Origin of the sequence: Streptomyces sp. NBC_01013 (genome assembly GCF_045162765.1) — a bacterium.
Lineage (GTDB): Bacteria > Actinomycetota > Actinomycetes > Streptomycetales > Streptomycetaceae > Streptomyces.
This window is the reverse complement of record NZ_CP108687.1, coordinates 4,351,729-4,367,929: the sequence shown is the minus strand read 5'-3', so window position 1 is coordinate 4,367,929 and position 16,201 is coordinate 4,351,729. Positions and strand designations below refer to the sequence as shown.

General features: G+C 72.7%; 15 protein-coding genes. 4 read left to right on the top strand and 11 right to left on the bottom strand.

The genetic code is table 11. The features are described from left to right. Positions 1-71: 71 nt before the first annotated feature. From OG538_RS18935 to OG538_RS18925, 3 genes are all read right to left on the bottom strand, one after another. Positions 72-974 carry a helix-turn-helix domain-containing protein gene (locus tag OG538_RS18935; protein ID WP_406095099.1) on the bottom strand — a complete coding sequence of 301 codons (903 nt, stop codon included), beginning with the start codon at positions 972-974 and terminating at the stop codon, positions 72-74. A gap of 163 nt (positions 975-1,137) precedes the next feature. Next, a complete protein-coding gene (locus OG538_RS18930) occupies positions 1,138-1,725 on the bottom strand; it encodes a DUF1700 domain-containing protein (protein ID WP_406095097.1) in 588 nt (195 codons plus the stop codon). Further along, entirely contained in the window at positions 1,712-2,125 is a 414-nt protein-coding gene (locus OG538_RS18925) for a PadR family transcriptional regulator (RefSeq protein WP_406095095.1), read from the bottom strand. The genes OG538_RS18930 and OG538_RS18925 overlap by 14 nt, the downstream gene beginning before the upstream one ends. A 176-nt stretch (positions 2,126-2,301) precedes the next feature. On the opposite strand from OG538_RS18925, the gene OG538_RS18920 reads away from it, so the two are divergent. Further along, a complete protein-coding gene (locus OG538_RS18920; protein WP_406095093.1) occupies positions 2,302-3,627 on the top strand; it encodes an ammonium transporter in 1,326 nt (441 codons plus the stop codon). Continuing rightward, positions 3,624-3,962, top strand: a complete 339-nt coding sequence (locus OG538_RS18915; protein ID WP_406095091.1) for a P-II family nitrogen regulator — start codon at positions 3,624-3,626, stop codon at positions 3,960-3,962. Before OG538_RS18920 ends, OG538_RS18915 begins: the two co-directional genes overlap by 4 nt. Before the next feature lie 81 nt (positions 3,963-4,043). Here the strand turns inward: OG538_RS18915 and OG538_RS18910 are convergent, their stop codons facing one another. Continuing rightward, complete coding sequence (locus tag OG538_RS18910; RefSeq protein WP_406095089.1) at positions 4,044-4,790, bottom strand: polysaccharide deacetylase family protein; 747 nt, start codon at positions 4,788-4,790, stop codon at positions 4,044-4,046. Positions 4,791-5,148: 358 nt separating this feature from the next. Between OG538_RS18910 and OG538_RS18905 the strand changes: the two genes are divergently transcribed. After that, entirely contained in the window at positions 5,149-6,117 is a 969-nt protein-coding gene (locus OG538_RS18905; RefSeq protein ID WP_406095087.1) for an alpha/beta hydrolase fold domain-containing protein, read from the top strand. A gap of 36 nt (positions 6,118-6,153) precedes the next feature. Here the strand turns inward: OG538_RS18905 and OG538_RS18900 are convergent, their stop codons facing one another. After that, positions 6,154-7,353: a PucR family transcriptional regulator gene (locus OG538_RS18900; RefSeq protein WP_406095085.1), complete on the bottom strand. Its 1,200-nt coding sequence runs from the start codon at positions 7,351-7,353 to the stop codon at positions 6,154-6,156. Positions 7,354-7,470: 117 nt separating this feature from the next. Between OG538_RS18900 and OG538_RS18895 the strand changes: the two genes are divergently transcribed. Next, a complete protein-coding gene (locus OG538_RS18895) occupies positions 7,471-8,778 on the top strand; it encodes a PHB depolymerase family esterase (RefSeq protein WP_406095083.1) in 1,308 nt (435 codons plus the stop codon). A gap of 45 nt (positions 8,779-8,823) precedes the next feature. On the opposite strand, the gene OG538_RS18890 is transcribed toward OG538_RS18895, so the two are convergent. From OG538_RS18890 to OG538_RS18865, 6 genes are all read right to left on the bottom strand, one after another. Next, entirely contained in the window at positions 8,824-9,471 is a 648-nt protein-coding gene (locus OG538_RS18890) for a response regulator (RefSeq protein ID WP_406095081.1), read from the bottom strand. A 1-nt stretch (position 9,472) separates the two neighbouring features. Then, positions 9,473-10,660, bottom strand: a complete 1,188-nt coding sequence (locus tag OG538_RS18885; RefSeq protein WP_406095079.1) for a sensor histidine kinase — start codon at positions 10,658-10,660, stop codon at positions 9,473-9,475. A gap of 5 nt (positions 10,661-10,665) precedes the next feature. Next, positions 10,666-12,888, bottom strand: coding sequence for an MMPL family transporter (locus OG538_RS18880; protein WP_406095077.1), 2,223 nt, complete (start codon positions 12,886-12,888; stop codon positions 10,666-10,668). 142 nt (positions 12,889-13,030) lie between these two features. Next, complete coding sequence (locus tag OG538_RS18875; RefSeq protein WP_406095075.1) at positions 13,031-13,624, bottom strand: GNAT family N-acetyltransferase; 594 nt, start codon at positions 13,622-13,624, stop codon at positions 13,031-13,033. Positions 13,625-13,681: 57 nt separating this feature from the next. Continuing rightward, entirely contained in the window at positions 13,682-14,446 is a 765-nt protein-coding gene (locus OG538_RS18870) for a peptidoglycan recognition protein (protein WP_406095073.1), read from the bottom strand. A 196-nt stretch (positions 14,447-14,642) separates the two neighbouring features. Beyond that, positions 14,643-16,190 carry a hypothetical protein gene (locus tag OG538_RS18865; protein ID WP_406100212.1) on the bottom strand — a complete coding sequence of 516 codons (1,548 nt, stop codon included), beginning with the start codon at positions 16,188-16,190 and terminating at the stop codon, positions 14,643-14,645. Positions 16,191-16,201: the final 11 nt, after the last annotated feature.

Sequence of the window (16,201 nt, the reverse complement as noted above, 5' to 3'; positions counted from 1 at the left end):
GTCCCGGAGGCGGTCGTGCCGCCGTCCGGTGGGCGCGGGGCGGGGGTGGGCCGATCGGTGGAGGGTTCGGATCAGCCGGTGGTGCGGGGGCGCGCGTCGCGCCGGGGAAGGGCCGCCTCCTGTGGCGCGACGGCGTGGGCGAGCAGGGTCAGGGCCGTCGCGGACGGCGATCCTGGGGCGGCCGTGGCCACCACCATGGACGGGCCGTCGCCCTGCGGGCTCTGCAACGTCTGCTGGGTGACGGTCAGCGTCCCGACCAGCGGGTGGCGCATCTCGTACTCGGCGGTGTCGCAGGCAAGAATCCGGTGGTCCGCCCACATCCGGGCGAACTCCGCGCTGCGCACGGTCAGTTCACCCATCAGACCGGCCAGTCGCGGATCGTCCGGGTACCGGCCGGCAGTCAGACGCAGACTGCCCACCACGGCCCTGGCCTTGGCCGTCCAGTCGGTGTAGAGCTCGCGGGTGTGTGCGTCGAGGAACACCATCGCGGCCATGTTGGGCCGTTGGCCCGGGTGATCGGGACCGGCCGGATCGAGATGGCCGGCGAACAGGGCGTGTCCTTGTCGGTTCCAGGCCAGGACGTCGCTGCGGCGGCCCAGGACGACGGCGGGTGTGCCGTCGATGGCTGCCAGCAGCGCCCGGGTGGCCTCGGGAACGCGCTCGGGCTTCGGCCGGCCGGCGGGACCGCCTCCTCTCGGTGCGCGGGCCAGGGCGTGCAGGTGGGCCCGCTCCGACTCGTCCAGCCGCAGCGCACCGGCGAGGGCGTCGAGCACCTGAGGGGAGGCGTTGCGCGACTGGCCCTGTTCCAGGCGGGTGTAGTAGGGGGCGCTGATGCCCGCGAGCATCGCGAGCTCCTCCCGCCGCAGCCCCGGCACCCGGCGCCGCTCACCGTAGGTCGGCAGTCCGACGTCCTCGGGCCGCAGCTGACCTCTGCGTGCCTGGAGGAAGTCGGCGAGTTGCCCCTGCTTCTTCATGTGACCGAGTATGCGCACCTTCCGCATCCCCTGCCTCACCCTGCTGGGGTACGGATCCGAGGGGCGTCTCCACCACAACTCCGTTCCCCCGTGCGAGCGTTGCCGGGCTCCTGCCCCTGCGCCTCGACCGCGCCGCACGGCGGGCGGCGGTTCGGGACAGCGCTCAGGCGGAGCGCCTGTTTCGCCACAGCCATCCGGCGCCGGCGAGCGTCAGGAGGAACACCAGGGCGATGACGGTCCAGCGCACCACCGGTTCCACCGCGCTGCCGTGGTGGGGGACGGGGGAGAAGTACCAGGCGACGTGCGCGACGACCGGGACGATGACGGTCAGCGTCAGGCCGGTCCACTTCTGGGCCGCGGTCCAGTGGCGGGCCCGGCACAGGATCACGACGGCGGTGACCCTGACAGCCAAGCCGATCCAGGTGAGGGCGATCCCGCCGAGGTACGGCAGCACGTCGCCGGCCACCAGGAGCACCAGCGGAAGCCAGGCCGGCGAGCGGCGGCGACCCGGCCCGGGGGACCGCGTGGTCGTGGCTCCGCCGAGTTCCTGGAGGGCCGTCGCGGCGATCGCGCGCGGGTCGCCCACCTCCCGCAGGATCTCGCGCACACTGCCGGGCCGTTCGGCGAGCGCGACCTCTATGTGCTCGCCGAGGTCGGCGATGAGTTCCTGGCGGGCCGCAGCCGGCAGCGTCGACGTCTCGCGTTCGACTGCCGCCAGGTACTCGCGCGTCAGTGTTTCATCGGTCTTCAAGGTGGTGCCCTTCGCTCTGCCCACCGAGCCCCTTGCCCGGCATGACGAGGTGGTCGACGGCGTGCCGGAACCCCGGCCAGACAGCGGTGAAGCGGGCGAGGGCGTCGTGCCCGGCCTCGGAGAGCTCGTAGTAGCGCCGCGGCGGGCCGGACGTCGACTCCCGCCAGGTGGTGACGACGAGCTCCTCGCGCCGCAGCCGCGCCAACAGGGGATAGACCGTTCCCTGGCCGGTCGCCAGGGCACCCGTCTCCTCCAGTTCGCGCAGCAACTGCACCCCGTACTTCGCCTCTTCCCGCATCAGCGCGAGTACGCAGTACTCCAGCACTCCCTTGAGCAGCTGGCTCTCGATCCTCCCCGAGGGCTGACCGTCCGCCGGGCCACTCGCCTTACCGGGTTCCATGCAATGCAACGTACCAGATGGCGCAAGCTACCCGAAGGGGCGTTCCGGCACCGTGAGATTTCGGCAACTCCCGCGCAATGAAATGCGGCGGAAACATCCAGGTCCCTCCGACGAAACGCGCACCGGTCACGCTCTCAGTCGCCCGCACCGCACGCGCCCCGAGGAGGGACTCCCCCGTGACCCCCGTAACCGTGGCCGCGGCCGGCATCGACACAGGCGACACCGCCTGGCTGCTCGCCGCCACCGCACTCGTTCTGCTGATGACACCCGGGCTCGCCCTCTTCTACGGCGGCATGGTGCGCACGAAGAACGTACTCAACATGCTGATGATGAGCTTCGTATCGATCGCTCTCGTCACCGTCGTCTGGCTGCTCGCCGGGTACTCGCTGGCCTTCGGTGACGACGCGTTCGGCGGACTCGTCGGGGATCTGCGGCACGTCGGGATGGCCGGCATCGGGCCCGACTCCGTGACCGGCAGCGTGCCGACCCTGCTGTTCACCACGTTCCAGCTGACCTTCGCGATCGTCACCGCGGCGCTGATCAGCGGTGCGATCGCGGACCGTACGAAGTTCGCCGCGTGGCTCGTCGTCGTCCCCGTGTGGACCCTGCTCGTGTACGCCCCCGTCGCCCACTGGGTGTGGGGCCCCGGCGGCTGGATCAAGGATGCGCTGGGCGCCCTCGACTTCGCCGGCGGGCTGGTCGTGGAGATCGCGTCCGGGGCGTCCGGGCTGGCGCTCGCGCTCGTCGTGGGGCCGCGCATCGGGTTCAAGAAGGACGCGATGCGTCCGCACAACCTGCCCATGGTGATGCTCGGCGCGGGGCTGCTGTGGTTCGGCTGGCTCGGCTTCAACGGCGGCTCCGCCCTCGGCGCGAACGGTCTGGCGGCCGCCTCGGTCCTCAACACCCTGGTCGCAGGCTGCACCGGGCTGCTCGGCTGGCTCTTCGTCGAGCAGAAGCGCGACGGCCACCCCACCACCTTCGGCGCCGCCTCGGGGGCGGTCGCCGGACTGGTCGCCATCACCCCCGCCTGCGGCACCGTGGGCATCCTGGGCGGCGCCGCCGTCGGACTCACCGCGGGTGTCGTCTGCTCGTACGCGGTCGCGTGGAAGTTCCGCTTCGGCTACGACGACTCGCTGGACGTCGTCGGCGTGCACTTCGTCGGCGGCATCGTCGGCACCCTGCTCATCGGCCTGTTCGCGACGGCCACCATGACCGGGGGCACGGAAGGGCTGCTCTACGGAGGCGGCTTCGGCCAGCTCGCCCGGCAGGCCGTGGCCGTACTGGCGGTGGCGGCGTACACCTTCCTCATGACGTACGCGACCGGCAGGGCCGTCGACCGGTTCATGGGCCTGCGCGCCTCCGCGGACGAGGAGCTCACCGGCCTGGACCAGACACTGCACGCGGAGAGCGCCTACGATCACGGCGCTTTGGGTCATGGCGCTCCGCAAGCCGTGGCCTCCCGGCCGACGCCGCTCTCCAAGGACAGGAACCCCGCCCCATGAAGCTCATCACCGCCGTCATCAGACCGCACCGCCTCGACGAGGTGAAGACCGCGCTGCGGGACCTGGGCGTGCAAGGCCTCACCGTCACCGAAGCCAGCGGCTACGGGCGGCAGCACGGCCACACCGAGGTGTACCGGGGCGCCGAGTACCGGGTCGACCTGGTCCCCAAGGTCCGGATCGAGGTCCTCGTCGCCGACCCGGAGGCTGAACCGGTCATCGACGCGGTGGTGCGCGCCGCCCGCACCGACCGGATCGGCGACGGCAAGGTCTGGATGCAGTCGGTCGACACGGTGGTGCGGGTGCGTACGGGCGAACGGGGCCCGGAAGCGCTGTAGTTGGTTGCTCGCGCCGGGCGTGGGCGGCGTCGGCGCAACGGTTTCAGCGACGAGGGAGGCCGAGCACCGGCCGGACCGGGGTCACCCGCTCCGGGCCGGCAGCTCGAAGCGCCAGCCCTGCGCCCTGAGTTCGGGCACGATGCGGTCGACGGCCGCGATCGTCCGGCTGCGATCGCCCCCGCCGTCATGCAGCAGCACCACGGAGCCCGGGGTGATCCCCTCCTCGATCCGGCGGACCAGTTCGCCGGTGTCCGGCGGCTCCCAGTCCCCGACAGCCAGCCGCCAGCCCAGCGGCTGCATCCCCAGGCCGCTCGCCACCTCGGCGCTCTGCCCCCAACTGCCGTAGGGAGCACGGAAGTAGGGGATAGGCGCACCGGGTGCGGCCTGCTGGATCAAGGCGTTGGCCGCGGCCAGGTCGGCCCGGATCCGTTCCGGCGCCCAGGAGGCCAGGTCCTCGTGGTGCATGGTGTGGTTACCCAGGGTGTGGCCGCCCGCCACGATCGCCCGCACCAGCTCCGGGTGCTCCCTGACGTGGTCGCCCCACAGACAGAACACCGCCTTGACCCGGTGCCTGCGCAGCACCCCCAGGAGCCGCGGGGTGTCGGTCGGGTTCGGGCCGTCGTCGAAGGTCAGGGCGAGCGCCCTGCCACCGCGCCGGGTGGATTCGACGATGCCGGTGCCGGCCTCCTCCGCCCGGGCGGCCCCCGGGACCGCCGGCGCGGTCGGGCTCGACCCGCCGTTGGGCAGCAGGGGCGTCCCGCGGCGGGCGCGCTGCCCGGCGGCGATGACGGTGGCACTTCCGGTTGCGGTGCTCCTGCTGGTGGTCAATGCCGGCCTCGGTTCCGCGTACCGACGGCTCACCCCTCCGGGCGCTCGGGCCCGTGCGGCTCGCCCGTCGTGGTCGAAAGTTTCGGATGCGCTCGCGATCGAGCGGGGAGAATGTAGAGAGGCTCCCCGCCCTCCGTCAAGAGGGTCGTCACGCCTCACCGTCTCCACGTCTTCCCAGGTCACCCGCCACATCGGCGCGCTCACCGGGTGAAATGCCAACCGCCGGAACGACGAGAAACGCCGCCGCGTCGGGCACCGGTGCCACATATCCCGACGTACGTCTGATGACCTGCGGGAACACGACGTGAGAGCGTCGCATCACCACCCCACGGGGCTCGTCCGGGACCGGAGGAGAGACATGCGTTCACCGCACACTTTCGATCCCGAGCTGGCCGCGGCACTCGCGATGATGCCCGAGGTCGACATCACCGATCTGGCCGCCGCCCGAGCCGCCCAGGCCCGTCAACTGGCCGCGGTCCTGCCCGCGTCGGACACCGCTGGAGTCGACGTGGGCGAACTCGTCGCCCCCGGCCCGCCCGGCGCCCCGGACGTGGTGCTGCGCGTCTACCGACCGCAGCGACGCGCCCGGGGCGCCGGCCCGCTCCCCGTCGTCTACGGCATGCACGGCGGCGGCTTCGTCCTGGGGTCACCGGATGTCGACCACGACTGGAACCTGATGCTGTGCCGGGAGTTGGAGGTACTCGTCGTCTCCGTCGACTACCGGCTCGCGCCCGAGCACCCCTTCCCCGCGGCCCTGGAGGACTGTTACGCGGGACTGTGCGCCCTGGCGGACAACGCCGGCGCCCTGGGCATCCGGGCCGATCGCATCGCTCTGTGGGGGGACAGCGCGGGCGCGGGCCTCGCCGCCGCGCTGACGCTGCTCTGCCGGGACCGCGGCGGGCCCGCAGCCTGCTTCCAGCACCTGTGCAGCCCCGCTCTCGACGACCGGCTGGAGACCCCGAGCGCCCGGCTGTTCACCGATACGCCGGTGTGGAACCGGCACAACGCGCGCCTCAGCTGGGAGGCCTACCTGGGGGCGGGCGTACGCGCCACCGACGCGGTCCCCGCGTACGCCGCCCCCGCCCGTGCGGCGGCCGGCGCCCTGGCCGGGCTCCCGCCCGCGTACATCTCGGTCATGGAGTTCGATCCGCTGCGGGACGAGGGCGTCGACTACGCCCACGCCCTGACGAGCGCCTCCGTACCGACCCGGATCCGCCTGCTCCCGGGGACGTTCCACGGGGCGTGGGCCGTGGAACACGCCGCCGTCATCCGGGACGCCACCCACGAGGCGATCGACGTGCTGGGCACGGCACTTGGGCGGCGATGACATGGCGACGAGGAGCACGCGGACGACGGGCCGCCGTCAGGCCCCGGCATCAACCGCCCCGGACGCCTCGGCGGCGTCGGCCGAGTTAGCCGCCAACCGCAGTGCGTACAGCGCCAGTTGGGCGCGGAATCGGTCCTGCGGATCACGCAGGTTCCAGCCGAACTCCTTCTCCACGCGCGCCAGCCGTGCCGCCACCGAGCTGTGGTGCAGGTGCAGTTCGGCCGCCGCCTGTCGCAGGGTGCCCGTACGGCAGAACGCGGCCAGAGCCGCCAACAGATCGCTGCCCTGCCCGGCCCGTTCGCCGGGCTCGCCGCAGGCCAGTCTCCCCAGCCTCCGTACGTCCTCCTGGGCCCGCAACCGATCGGCCGGGATCTCCGCCAGGAGGGCGACCGGACCGAGTTCGCCGTGGTCGGCCACCGCGTCCTGCGGGGTGTCCGCCACCGCGAACCGCAGGGCGGCCCGCGCCTGCGCCCAGGAGGTCCGCGCGTCCAGCGGGTCCGCCGCGCCGCCGACGCCCACGCGGATACCGTGCGCGGGCCTACGGGACGCACCCCGTTCCCGGTCGCGCGCCCGCAGCGCCTCCCGCAGCTCCGCCGCCGCACCGGCCTCGCCCCCGCCCGCACGCTGCACCAGCACCGCGCCCAGCGCACCGACCCGCGCCACCCGCACCGTGCCCCGCAGCGCCCCGCGTCCCAGCAGTGCCACCGCCTCCACCCCGGCGTCCGCTCCGGGCCGCCCGGCCACCGCGACCACCCGCAGCTCCGCCTCCGGCGCAAGGCCCAGCAGCCGCAGCGCGCGGACCCGGTCCGAGGCGTCCTCACGGCCGGACAGGACGAGCTCGACCAGGGCGGGATCGGCTGCGCGGAGCACCTGGGGCTGCCACGGCCTGCCGGCCAGCACCCGCGCGGTCATGGCCATCCATTCCAGGACGAGCTCGTCGAACGGGCCCGGGGCGCCCGCCCGTTCCAGCCAGACCGCACCGGACGGCTCCAGACCCACCCGCCCCGAGACATGCCCCGCCGCTCCGGCCAGGGCCGTCCCGTCGGGCCCGAAACGTGCCGTGCGCCCGTCGGGGAGTTCGAGCCCCGCCGGGCACCCGGCCAGACCCGCGGTGGACCGCACCAGGGACACCGGATCCGGACCGCTGCCGAGCAGCGCCTCGAAGTGGGCGATCACGCGCACGGCGGTGGCGGCGTCCGCGTCCAGCGCCGACAGCCGCAACAGCAAACCCTTCACAGCGGGCAGTCTAGGAAGGACAGGGACATGACCAACAGATCCAGGACCGGCCGATCTGGGACCGAGAGGTCCGCGCACCCACCGGTCGCCGCGACACCAGCCGTATCGACGCTACGAGTGCCCTCGCGGGCGAGGCCGCGGCGGTCACCGGGAGCACTGTTCACCGCGCTCCTCGGCTGTGTCCTCCCCCTCGTCTCGGCGCTCCTCCTCGCGGTGGCACCTCCCGCGTCCGCCGCCGCACTGACCGAGGTGACGAGCTTCGGCAGCAATCCCAGCGGTCTGCGCATGCACCTGTACGTACCGGACGGCGTCCGTGAGCGGCCGGCCGTCCTCGTGGCGGTGCACTACTGCACCGGTTCGGGTCCGGCCTTCTACTCGGGTACGGAGTTCGCCTCGCTCGCCGACCGGTACGGGTTCATCGTGATCTACCCGTCGGCGACCCGGAGCGGCAACTGCTTCGACGTCTCCTCGCCGCAGGCCCTCAAGCGGGACGGCGGCAGCGACCCGGTCGGCATCAGGTCCATGGTGAGCTACGTGCAGCAGCGCTACGGCACCGACCCGGGGCGGGTCTTCGTCTCCGGCGCCTCCTCGGGCGCGATGATGACCAACGTCCTGCTGGGCAACTACCCCGACGTGTTCAAGGCGGGCGCCGCCTTCATGGGCGTACCGCACTCGTGCTTCGCCACCAGCGACGGATCCGGCTGGAACAGCGCCTGTGCCAACGGGACCGTCGACCGGACCCCGCAGCAGTGGGGCAGCCTGGTCCGGGCCGCGTACCCCGGCTACGCCGGCGCCCGGCCCCGCATGCAGGTCTGGCACGGTACGGAGGACGCCACGCTGAGGTACCCGAACTTCAACGAAGAGATCGACCAGTGGACCGATGTCCTGGGCGTGAGCCGGACACCCGCTTCCACCGACAGCCCGCAGTCGGGCTGGACCCGTACGCGCTACGGCAGCACCGGCGACCAGGCCCCGGTGGAGGCGATCAGCGTCCAGGGCGCGGGTCACACCCTGCCGGCCTCCGGGATGGCGGCCCGGGCCATCACCTTCTTCGGCCTCGACTCCACGGCGCCGACCGACCCGGGCCCCGGCACCGACCCGACCCCGGGCAGCTGCCGGGTGGGTTACACCACCAGCGCCTGGAACACCGGACTGACCGCGACGATCACCCTCACCAATACGGGCACCTCACCCCTCACCGACTGGGCGCTCGCCTTCACCCTGCCGGCGGGCCAGACCATCACCTCCGGCTGGGGCGCCAACTACAGCCCGGCCGGCGGCGCGGTGACCGCCACCGGTCTCCCGTACAACTCGACCGTCGCACCGGGTGCCACCGTCCAGATCGGCTTCCAGGCGACCCACTCGGGGAACACCGGGAAACCCACCGCGTTCACGATCGGCGGGGCGGCCTGCGCCACCGGCTGACCACGGGGCCGGTCCGGGGTGGGCCCAGTCCGCCCCGGACCCGCCCTAACGCCCCTGCAGCAGACCCGCGTTCATCGCGACCACCACCGCACGCGTGCGGTCATTGACGTCGAGCTTGGCGAAGATCCGCAGCATATGGGTCTTCACCGTGGCTTCGCCGATGAACAGCCGGCGGCCGATCTCCACGTTCGACAGGCCGTCCGCGACCGCCTGGAGCACCTCGGACTCGCGGGCGGTCAGGGTGACGGGCTCGGGCCGGCGCATCCTGGCCACCAGGCGCTGCGCCACCCGAGGGGCCAGGACCGTCTCGCCCCGCGACGCCGAGTGGATCGCCTCCACCAACTGCTCGCGGGTGGCGTCCTTGAGGAGGTAGCCGGTGGCGCCCGCCTCGACGCCCCGCTCGATGTCCGCGTCGGTGTCGTACGTGGTCAGGATCAGCACCCGGGTACGGGCCTCACCCGCGACGATCTCCAGGGTGGCGCCCACCCCGTCCAGGACCGGCATCCGCAGGTCCAGCAGCGCCACATCGGGGCGGAGTCGTTCGACGAGGCGCACTGCCTCGCGGCCGTCGCCCGCCTCGCCCACGATCTCGACCGTGGGTTCCGAGGACAGCAGCGCGACAAGTCCGGCGCGCATCACCGTGTGGTCGTCGGCAAGGATGATCCGCAGCGGGATCTCAGTGGTCGCTGTCATGTCACACCTGACCGTCGAGGGCGAGCGGGATGGTCGCGAGGATTCGGGTGCCGTCACCGAGCGAGCTGGTGACGGTCAGGCCGCCGCCGAACTCGGCGAGCCGTTTGCGCATGCCGTCCAGGCCGGAGCCCCGGGAGTCCTCGACGGCGAACCCGCGACCGTCGTCGGTGATCTCCAGCTCGACGGCGTCGGCCCCCTGCGTCAGGACCACGCCGACCGTGCTCGCCGCCGCATGCTTGCGGACGTTGGCCAGGGATTCCTGTGTGCAGCGCAGAAGGGCGATCCGGGTCGGCTGGTCGCAGACGATGTCCGCGAGGTCCGCCGTCACGTCGAGGCCGGTGTCCTCGGTGAAGCGGGCCAGGGTGCGGCGGAGGGTGGCGGCGAGCGACCCGGGGGCCACGCCACTGCTGGGGGCGGCGCCGACCAGGACCCGAGCCTCGGCGAGGTTCTCCCGGGCCGTCTGCTCGATGGACTGGAGCTGCTGGGCGCTGCGGTGGACGTCCACGGCCAGCTGCGACCGGGCCGCCTCGGCGAGCACGATGATGGAGGCGAAGCCCTGGGCGAGGGTGTCGTGGATCTCCCGGGCGAGACGCTCTCGTTCCTCTGCCGCGCCCTGGCGCTGGTAGACCTCCGCCAGCTCCAGCTGGGTGTCCTTCAACTCGGCGCGCAGCGCCGCACGTTCGTCACGCTGCGCCAGCGCCCTGGGTGTCAGCAGCGCCATGCCCACGGCCACCGCCCAGACGCCGAGGGAGGAGAGGGTGTTGCCCAGGAACGCCTCCGCCTGCCCGCCCTCGCGGAGGCTGCCGCCGACGGTGATCGCCAGGGCACCGAGGCCGCTGCACAGGATCACGCCCCGGGGGCTGTCCGCGAAGACGACGAACTGCGAGAGCGTCACGGCGTAGAAGACGCCGTAGCCGTCACCGAGGTACGAGAGCAGCCCCAGCACGACGACGAGGACACCGAGGTATCCGTATCCCCCCGGCAGCCGGTCGCCGGGGGGCCTGCGCACCTGTGCGTAGCAGAGGGCGAGCACGGCCGTCAGCGCGAGGATCCCGAGTTTGCGGTCCGTCGGGGCGCCGCCCAGCATCGTGATCAGGGTGACCAGGGCGATCAGCCCCCAGGCGGTGATCGCCCACCCGTGGAGCACCCATACCCAGACGGGGTCACCGCGTTGGGGCCGTTGAAGCATGGCCGTCAGCCTACGTGGGGGACGGTCCGGCCGGCCGGGGCGGACGGGGCGCCGCCGGCGCGCTTGCGGCGCGACGGGCGCAGCGGCCGCCAGGCGCGCTCGCCGAGGAGGAGCAGGGCGGACGGCAGGATCATCATCCGGATGACCACGGCGTCCAGCAGGACCGCCACCGCCAGGCAGAAGCCCATCTGCTTCATCTCGGTGAGGTGCAGGAAGACGAAGGCCGCGAAGATGGTGACCATGACCAGCGCCGCGCTCGTCACCACCTTGGCCGAGCGGGCGATGCCGTCGGTCACCGCCTCGCGGGCCGTCTTTCCGTGCTCCATCGCCTCCTTGATGCGGCTGACGACGAAGACCTGGTAGTCCATCGACAGACCGAAGAGGAGCACGAAGAGGAAGAGCGGCACCCTGGACGCGATGGCGCCGAGGGAGTCGAAGTCCAGGAGGCCCTGTGCCCAGGTGCCCTGGAAGACCAGGACGAGTGCACCGAGCGCGGCGGCCGCGGAGAGCAGGTTCAGTACGACTCCGAGCAGGCCGATGACGGTGGAGCGGAAGGCCACGGCGGTCGTCAGGAAGGTGAGCAGCAGCAGGAATCCGATCACCAGCGGCAGCTTGCTCCTCTCGTGGTGCACATAGTCCTGCCCCCGGGCCACGTCACCGCTGACCGCCGTGTCCACCGCCGCCAACTCACCGACGGTGGCCGGGATGTAGCGGTGACGCAGGTGGTCGAGCGACGTGATCGCCTCGTCGGAGGGCGCCGGGTGCGGCACCGCCAGTTCCAGCACGCTGATCCGGCCGTCGGCGGAGGTCCGCACGACGGGCTGGGCGGTGCGGGCGTAGAGCGGGTCAGCCTGGGCGGTCCGGCCGAGTTCGCTCAGGGCCTTCCTCACCTCGGGGGCCTGTGCCGGGGAGCTCCGGGCCACCACCTCGTGCTTGACCAGGAGTTCGGGGAACGCGGTGGTCAACCGGTCGTAGACCCGCATGGCCGGGATGTCGCGGGAGAAGGTGTCCCGGCCGGGATCGACGAGCTTGAGGCCCAGCGCCGGCGCCGCCACGGCGAGCATGACCAGGACCGATGCGCACAGGGTGATCGCGGGGTGGCGCTGCGCGGGGCGCAGGAGGGCGCCGAAGATCCGGCCGTTGTCGGGCTTCGCGGCCTTCGTACGGACCGGAGCACCGCGCTTCGCCCGCCGGGCGGCCTTCTTCGCGGCGCGGCGTTCGGTGCGGTGGCCGAGCTTCACGAGCAGGGCGGGCAGCACGGTGAGCGAGCTGAGGACGGCCACGGCGACGACGAGGACGGTGCCGGTGGCCAGCGAGGAGAAGATGACGTCGGTGGCCAGGTAGAGCGTGGCGGTACACACGATCACCGCGAGGCCGGAGACGACGACGGCCCGGCCCGCCGTCGCGGCGGCGAGTTCCACGAGCGCCTCGGGGCCGAGCCGGCCGGCTGCCCGGGCCCGTTCCTCGCGTTCGCGCTTGAGGTAGAAGAGGGTGTAGTCGACGCCGACCGCGAGTCCCATGAGCAGGATCATGTTGGTTCCGACTCCGGGGTCGGGCATCAGGTGCGAGGCCAGCATGGCCAGGCCCATCGTCGCGGCGATCGAGGAGAGTGCCAGCAGCAGCGGCACGCCGGCCATGACGACGGAGCCGAACACGACCAGCAGGATGACGAGCGTCACCGGCAGGGAGAGGCGCTCGGACAGGGCGAGGTCCTCGCCGCGCTGGTCGTTGACGCCCTTGCTGATGGCGGGCGATCCGGTCTCCTCCACGACGAGGCCCGGGTGGGCGGCGGCCACCTGAGCGGTCCGCTCAAGGAGCGGGACGACGTTCTTCCTGGCGTCGAGTTCGGCGCCGTTCATGACCACGGCCACCCGCAGGGCCGTGCCGTCCTTCGAGCGGACGGGCGGTGCCACGCTGTCCACCTCGGGCAGCGCGTCCATCCGGGCGGTGAGGTCGCGGGCCGCGGCGGTGGCCTGTTCGGTGTCCAGGGGGCCCGACCTGGCGCGGATCAGGACGTGTTCGGTGGGCCGGCGCTGGAGGCCGCCGTCGGTGGCCATCGACTCGGCGTGCCCCGCCTCACCGACCCAGAAGTCCTCGGTGGTGGCGGGGTTGTTGCCGGCGGCGATCCCCGCGCCGAGGCACAGCAGCACGAAGACGAACCAGCCGACGATCGCGCGCCACGGATGCCGGGCGCTCCAACGGGCCATGCGTACAGGTCGAATTCTCATGCGTCCATGCTGGTTCGCCGGGCCCTTCGCCCGGCAGCCCCGCCCGGTGGAACCCCGTGTCCACCGGGCGGTGGACACGGGCCCGGGGGTCTACCCCCCGTCACGGGTGCCGGAGACGGACCGTGCACCGCTCGGCAGACGGTCAGAGACGGGCTTCCAGGCGGGCCCTCGCCTCGGGCCACTCGTCGGCGAGCAGCGAGAAGTAGACCGAGTCGCGCCAGGTGCCGTCGGGACGGCGGCGGTGGCGCCGCAGTACGCCCTCGCGCCGCGCTCCGAGCCGGGCGATGGCGTTCTGCGAGCGGACGTTGAGGTGGTCCGTCTTCAACTGCACTCGGCCCATGCCCAGTTCGTCGAAGGCGTGGCCGATCAGAAGCAGCTTCGTCTCGGTGTTGACCGCCGAGCGCCAGTGGGCGCGGCCGTACCACGTCCAGCCGATCTCCAGGCGCTCGTCGGCCACTTCGACGTCCATGAACGTGGTCCAGCCGACCGCCCGACCGCTCGCACGGTGGATCACGGCGAACGGGACGTAGGTCCCGCGCCGCGCGGCAGCGAGCAGCTCGGTGAGCTTCTCGCCGAGCTCTTCCCGGGTGTGCGGGGTCGGCCCGCCCTGCCAGCGCCAGACCTCGTCGTCACCGCCACCGGCGGCGAAGAGGTCGTCGAGGTGGTCCGGGGACAGCGGCTCGACACGGACGTGGCGGCCGGTCAGGGTCACGGGAAGCGGGGTCGTGGCAGACATGCCGGAATGCTAGCCCATTTGAACTAGGCAGAGAAGTGTTATGTACTAGTACGAAACTCAGCGCGGTGGCTCCGCGTCCTCCGTGCCGGTCCGCGCCTGGCGCAGGGCCGCCGCCGCCGCCCGTATCGCGGGCAGTTCCGCGTACAGCGCCTCGCCGGGGCAGTTGGTCTGGTACGCGTCGCGGTGGCCCGAAATCACGTGCAGCACGGCCGCCTTGCCCTTCGGGTACCTGCTCGCGTCGTTCGTCGAGACCAGCCGCACCGTGCCGCGCGGATCGGCCCCCGGCCGCAGCTTCCACGCGGCCACCTCGGCGAGAGCCCGGACGATGGCCTTCGGTACCCGGGCCCCGCGGCCGTAGTTGCCCAGCACCGCTATGCCCACGCTGTCGGCGTTGAAGCCGGTCGTGTGGGCCCCGCGGACCTGACGCGTGATGCCGCCGGCCCGGCCCTCGTAGATCGTCCCGCACCGGTCGACGAGGAAGTTGTAGCCGATGTCGTCCCAGCCGTTGCCCTTGATGTGGGCCTCCTCGACCGCCCGCAGCATCCGCGGCACGTCCGCGCAGTCGTAAGTGTTGGACTCCCCCGTGTGGTGGACGAAGACGGCCCGCACCGCGCCCGTGTAGACCGCGTGCTCCCGCACCATGCCCTCGTTCGCGTGCCATCCCGCCCGCGTGACGATCGTCGGCTGCGGCACCCCGTGCGCCCGCTCGTGCACCGCGGCCTTCGGCGCGGGCAGCACGAGGCGCACCGGGGCGTCCCGCAGCACCAGGAGGGTGAGCGGGAGGACCGCGGCGGCCGGCCAGAGTCGGTGACGGAGCCACATGGGACCACCCTGCGGCCTGTCCGCCCGGTGCGCAGACAGGGTGGCCAATCGGGTGAAACCGCTGGTCCGGACCGCGCGCCACACGAGGGTGCCGGCACTGACCACGGCCGGTGCGCCGCTTGGGCACGCGTCCCCGCCGCGGCCGCCCGTACGCCCTCCTCAGCAGTCCGTGCCGCGCGGCGCCCGGGACGCCGCCTCAGCAGCCCCCGCCGCGCGGCAGCCGGTACGCCGAGTCCAGCCGGTACGTCCCGCCCCTCGGCACGGTCAGCCGCGTCCACTCACCGTCCTGCCGCAGGCAGCCCCCGGTGGCACCGTCGACGCCGCTCACCCGCAGCCACGGCGAATGGGCGAGGCGGACGGTCACCGAGCCCGCCTCGGGCATCCGCACCACAAGCTCGGCGTCGTCGCCCCGTACGACCTCGGCCGGGGCCTCCACCAGCGGCCTCGCGTCCCGCACCCGGTAGATCGTCCACCCGGCGTCCTGCCACACCCGCTCCAGCCAGGGCTGACCGGCCCTGATCAGCGCCGCCTCGGCCTCGGCGGGGCCGTCCGGCTGCCCGTGGTGCAGCACCACGTAGCCCACGGCCCAGTGGTCCAGCCACGCCCGGTAGGCGGTGGGGGACAGCGCCCCGTCGTAGAAGAGCCGCCCCCGTTCGACGTCGAGCTGGCGGTTCCAGCCGCGCGCCATGTTCACGTGCGGGGCGAGCGCGGCCGCCTCGCGGTGATTGCGGGCCGGGACGACCTCCACGCGGCCCAGACGCGCGTCGAGGCGGTCGAGCTCGGCGACCACACCCTTCGTGCGGGACGCCCAGGACGGCACCGCGGTGGACACGTGGAGGTCGTCGACCGTCTTGTCGGCCAGCCAGTTGGCGGACAGCACGAGGGCCACCGCCATCACGGCCGTGCGCACCCACGCCTTCTCCCGGACGAGCGCGAGGATCGCCATGAACAGCACGGGCACCGCGACCAGACCGAGCAGCCGCTCCACGTTCGTACCGATCGGGGAGGCGATGAGGAAGGTGAGGAGAACCCCGACGGCGTACACCACCGCGCCGTACCGCAGCAGACGCCATTCCCGCCCCACCGGCGCGAGGACCGCGAGGACGGCACAGATGACGATCGGCATCCACAGCCTGTTGGCGTGCATGGGCTGTTCGCCCTGGAACGGGAAGAGCACCGTGGTGGCGCCCACGACGGCGAAGAAGGGCGCCATCAGCACCGCCCCCTTCCGCCACTGCCGGTCCAGGAGGTACGCCGCCCCCACGACCACGAGGAACAGCCCCGCGACCGGACTGGCCATCGTCGCCAGCGCCCCGGCCACCAGGGCGGTCACCGAGCGGTGGACGTACAGACAGGCGACGAGCCCGACGGCGACACCGAGGGCGAAGGTCGTACGCCCCGATGCGACGTTGCACCACAGCGCGAGCGCGGCGAGGAGCGCGGGAAGGAGCGCGTGCCGCTCCCCCCTGCGCACGAAGAGGAGGGCCATGAGCCAGGTGCCCGCGATCCCGGCGGCCACGGTCACCGTCCGGACGCCGAAGAAGGCCATCACGTACGAGGAGAAGACGCTGTAGTTGGCCGTGTGCATCCCCCCGTACCAGGAGAGGTTGTAGGCCGAGCCCGGGTGGCGGGCGGTGAACCCCGACCAGGCCAGCTGCGCGGCGAGGTCACCACCGCCGGTGGCCAGGACGGCCGCCCACACGGCGTAGAGCGGGATCACGACGGCCACGGCGACGACCGGCACCAGGTTGCGCC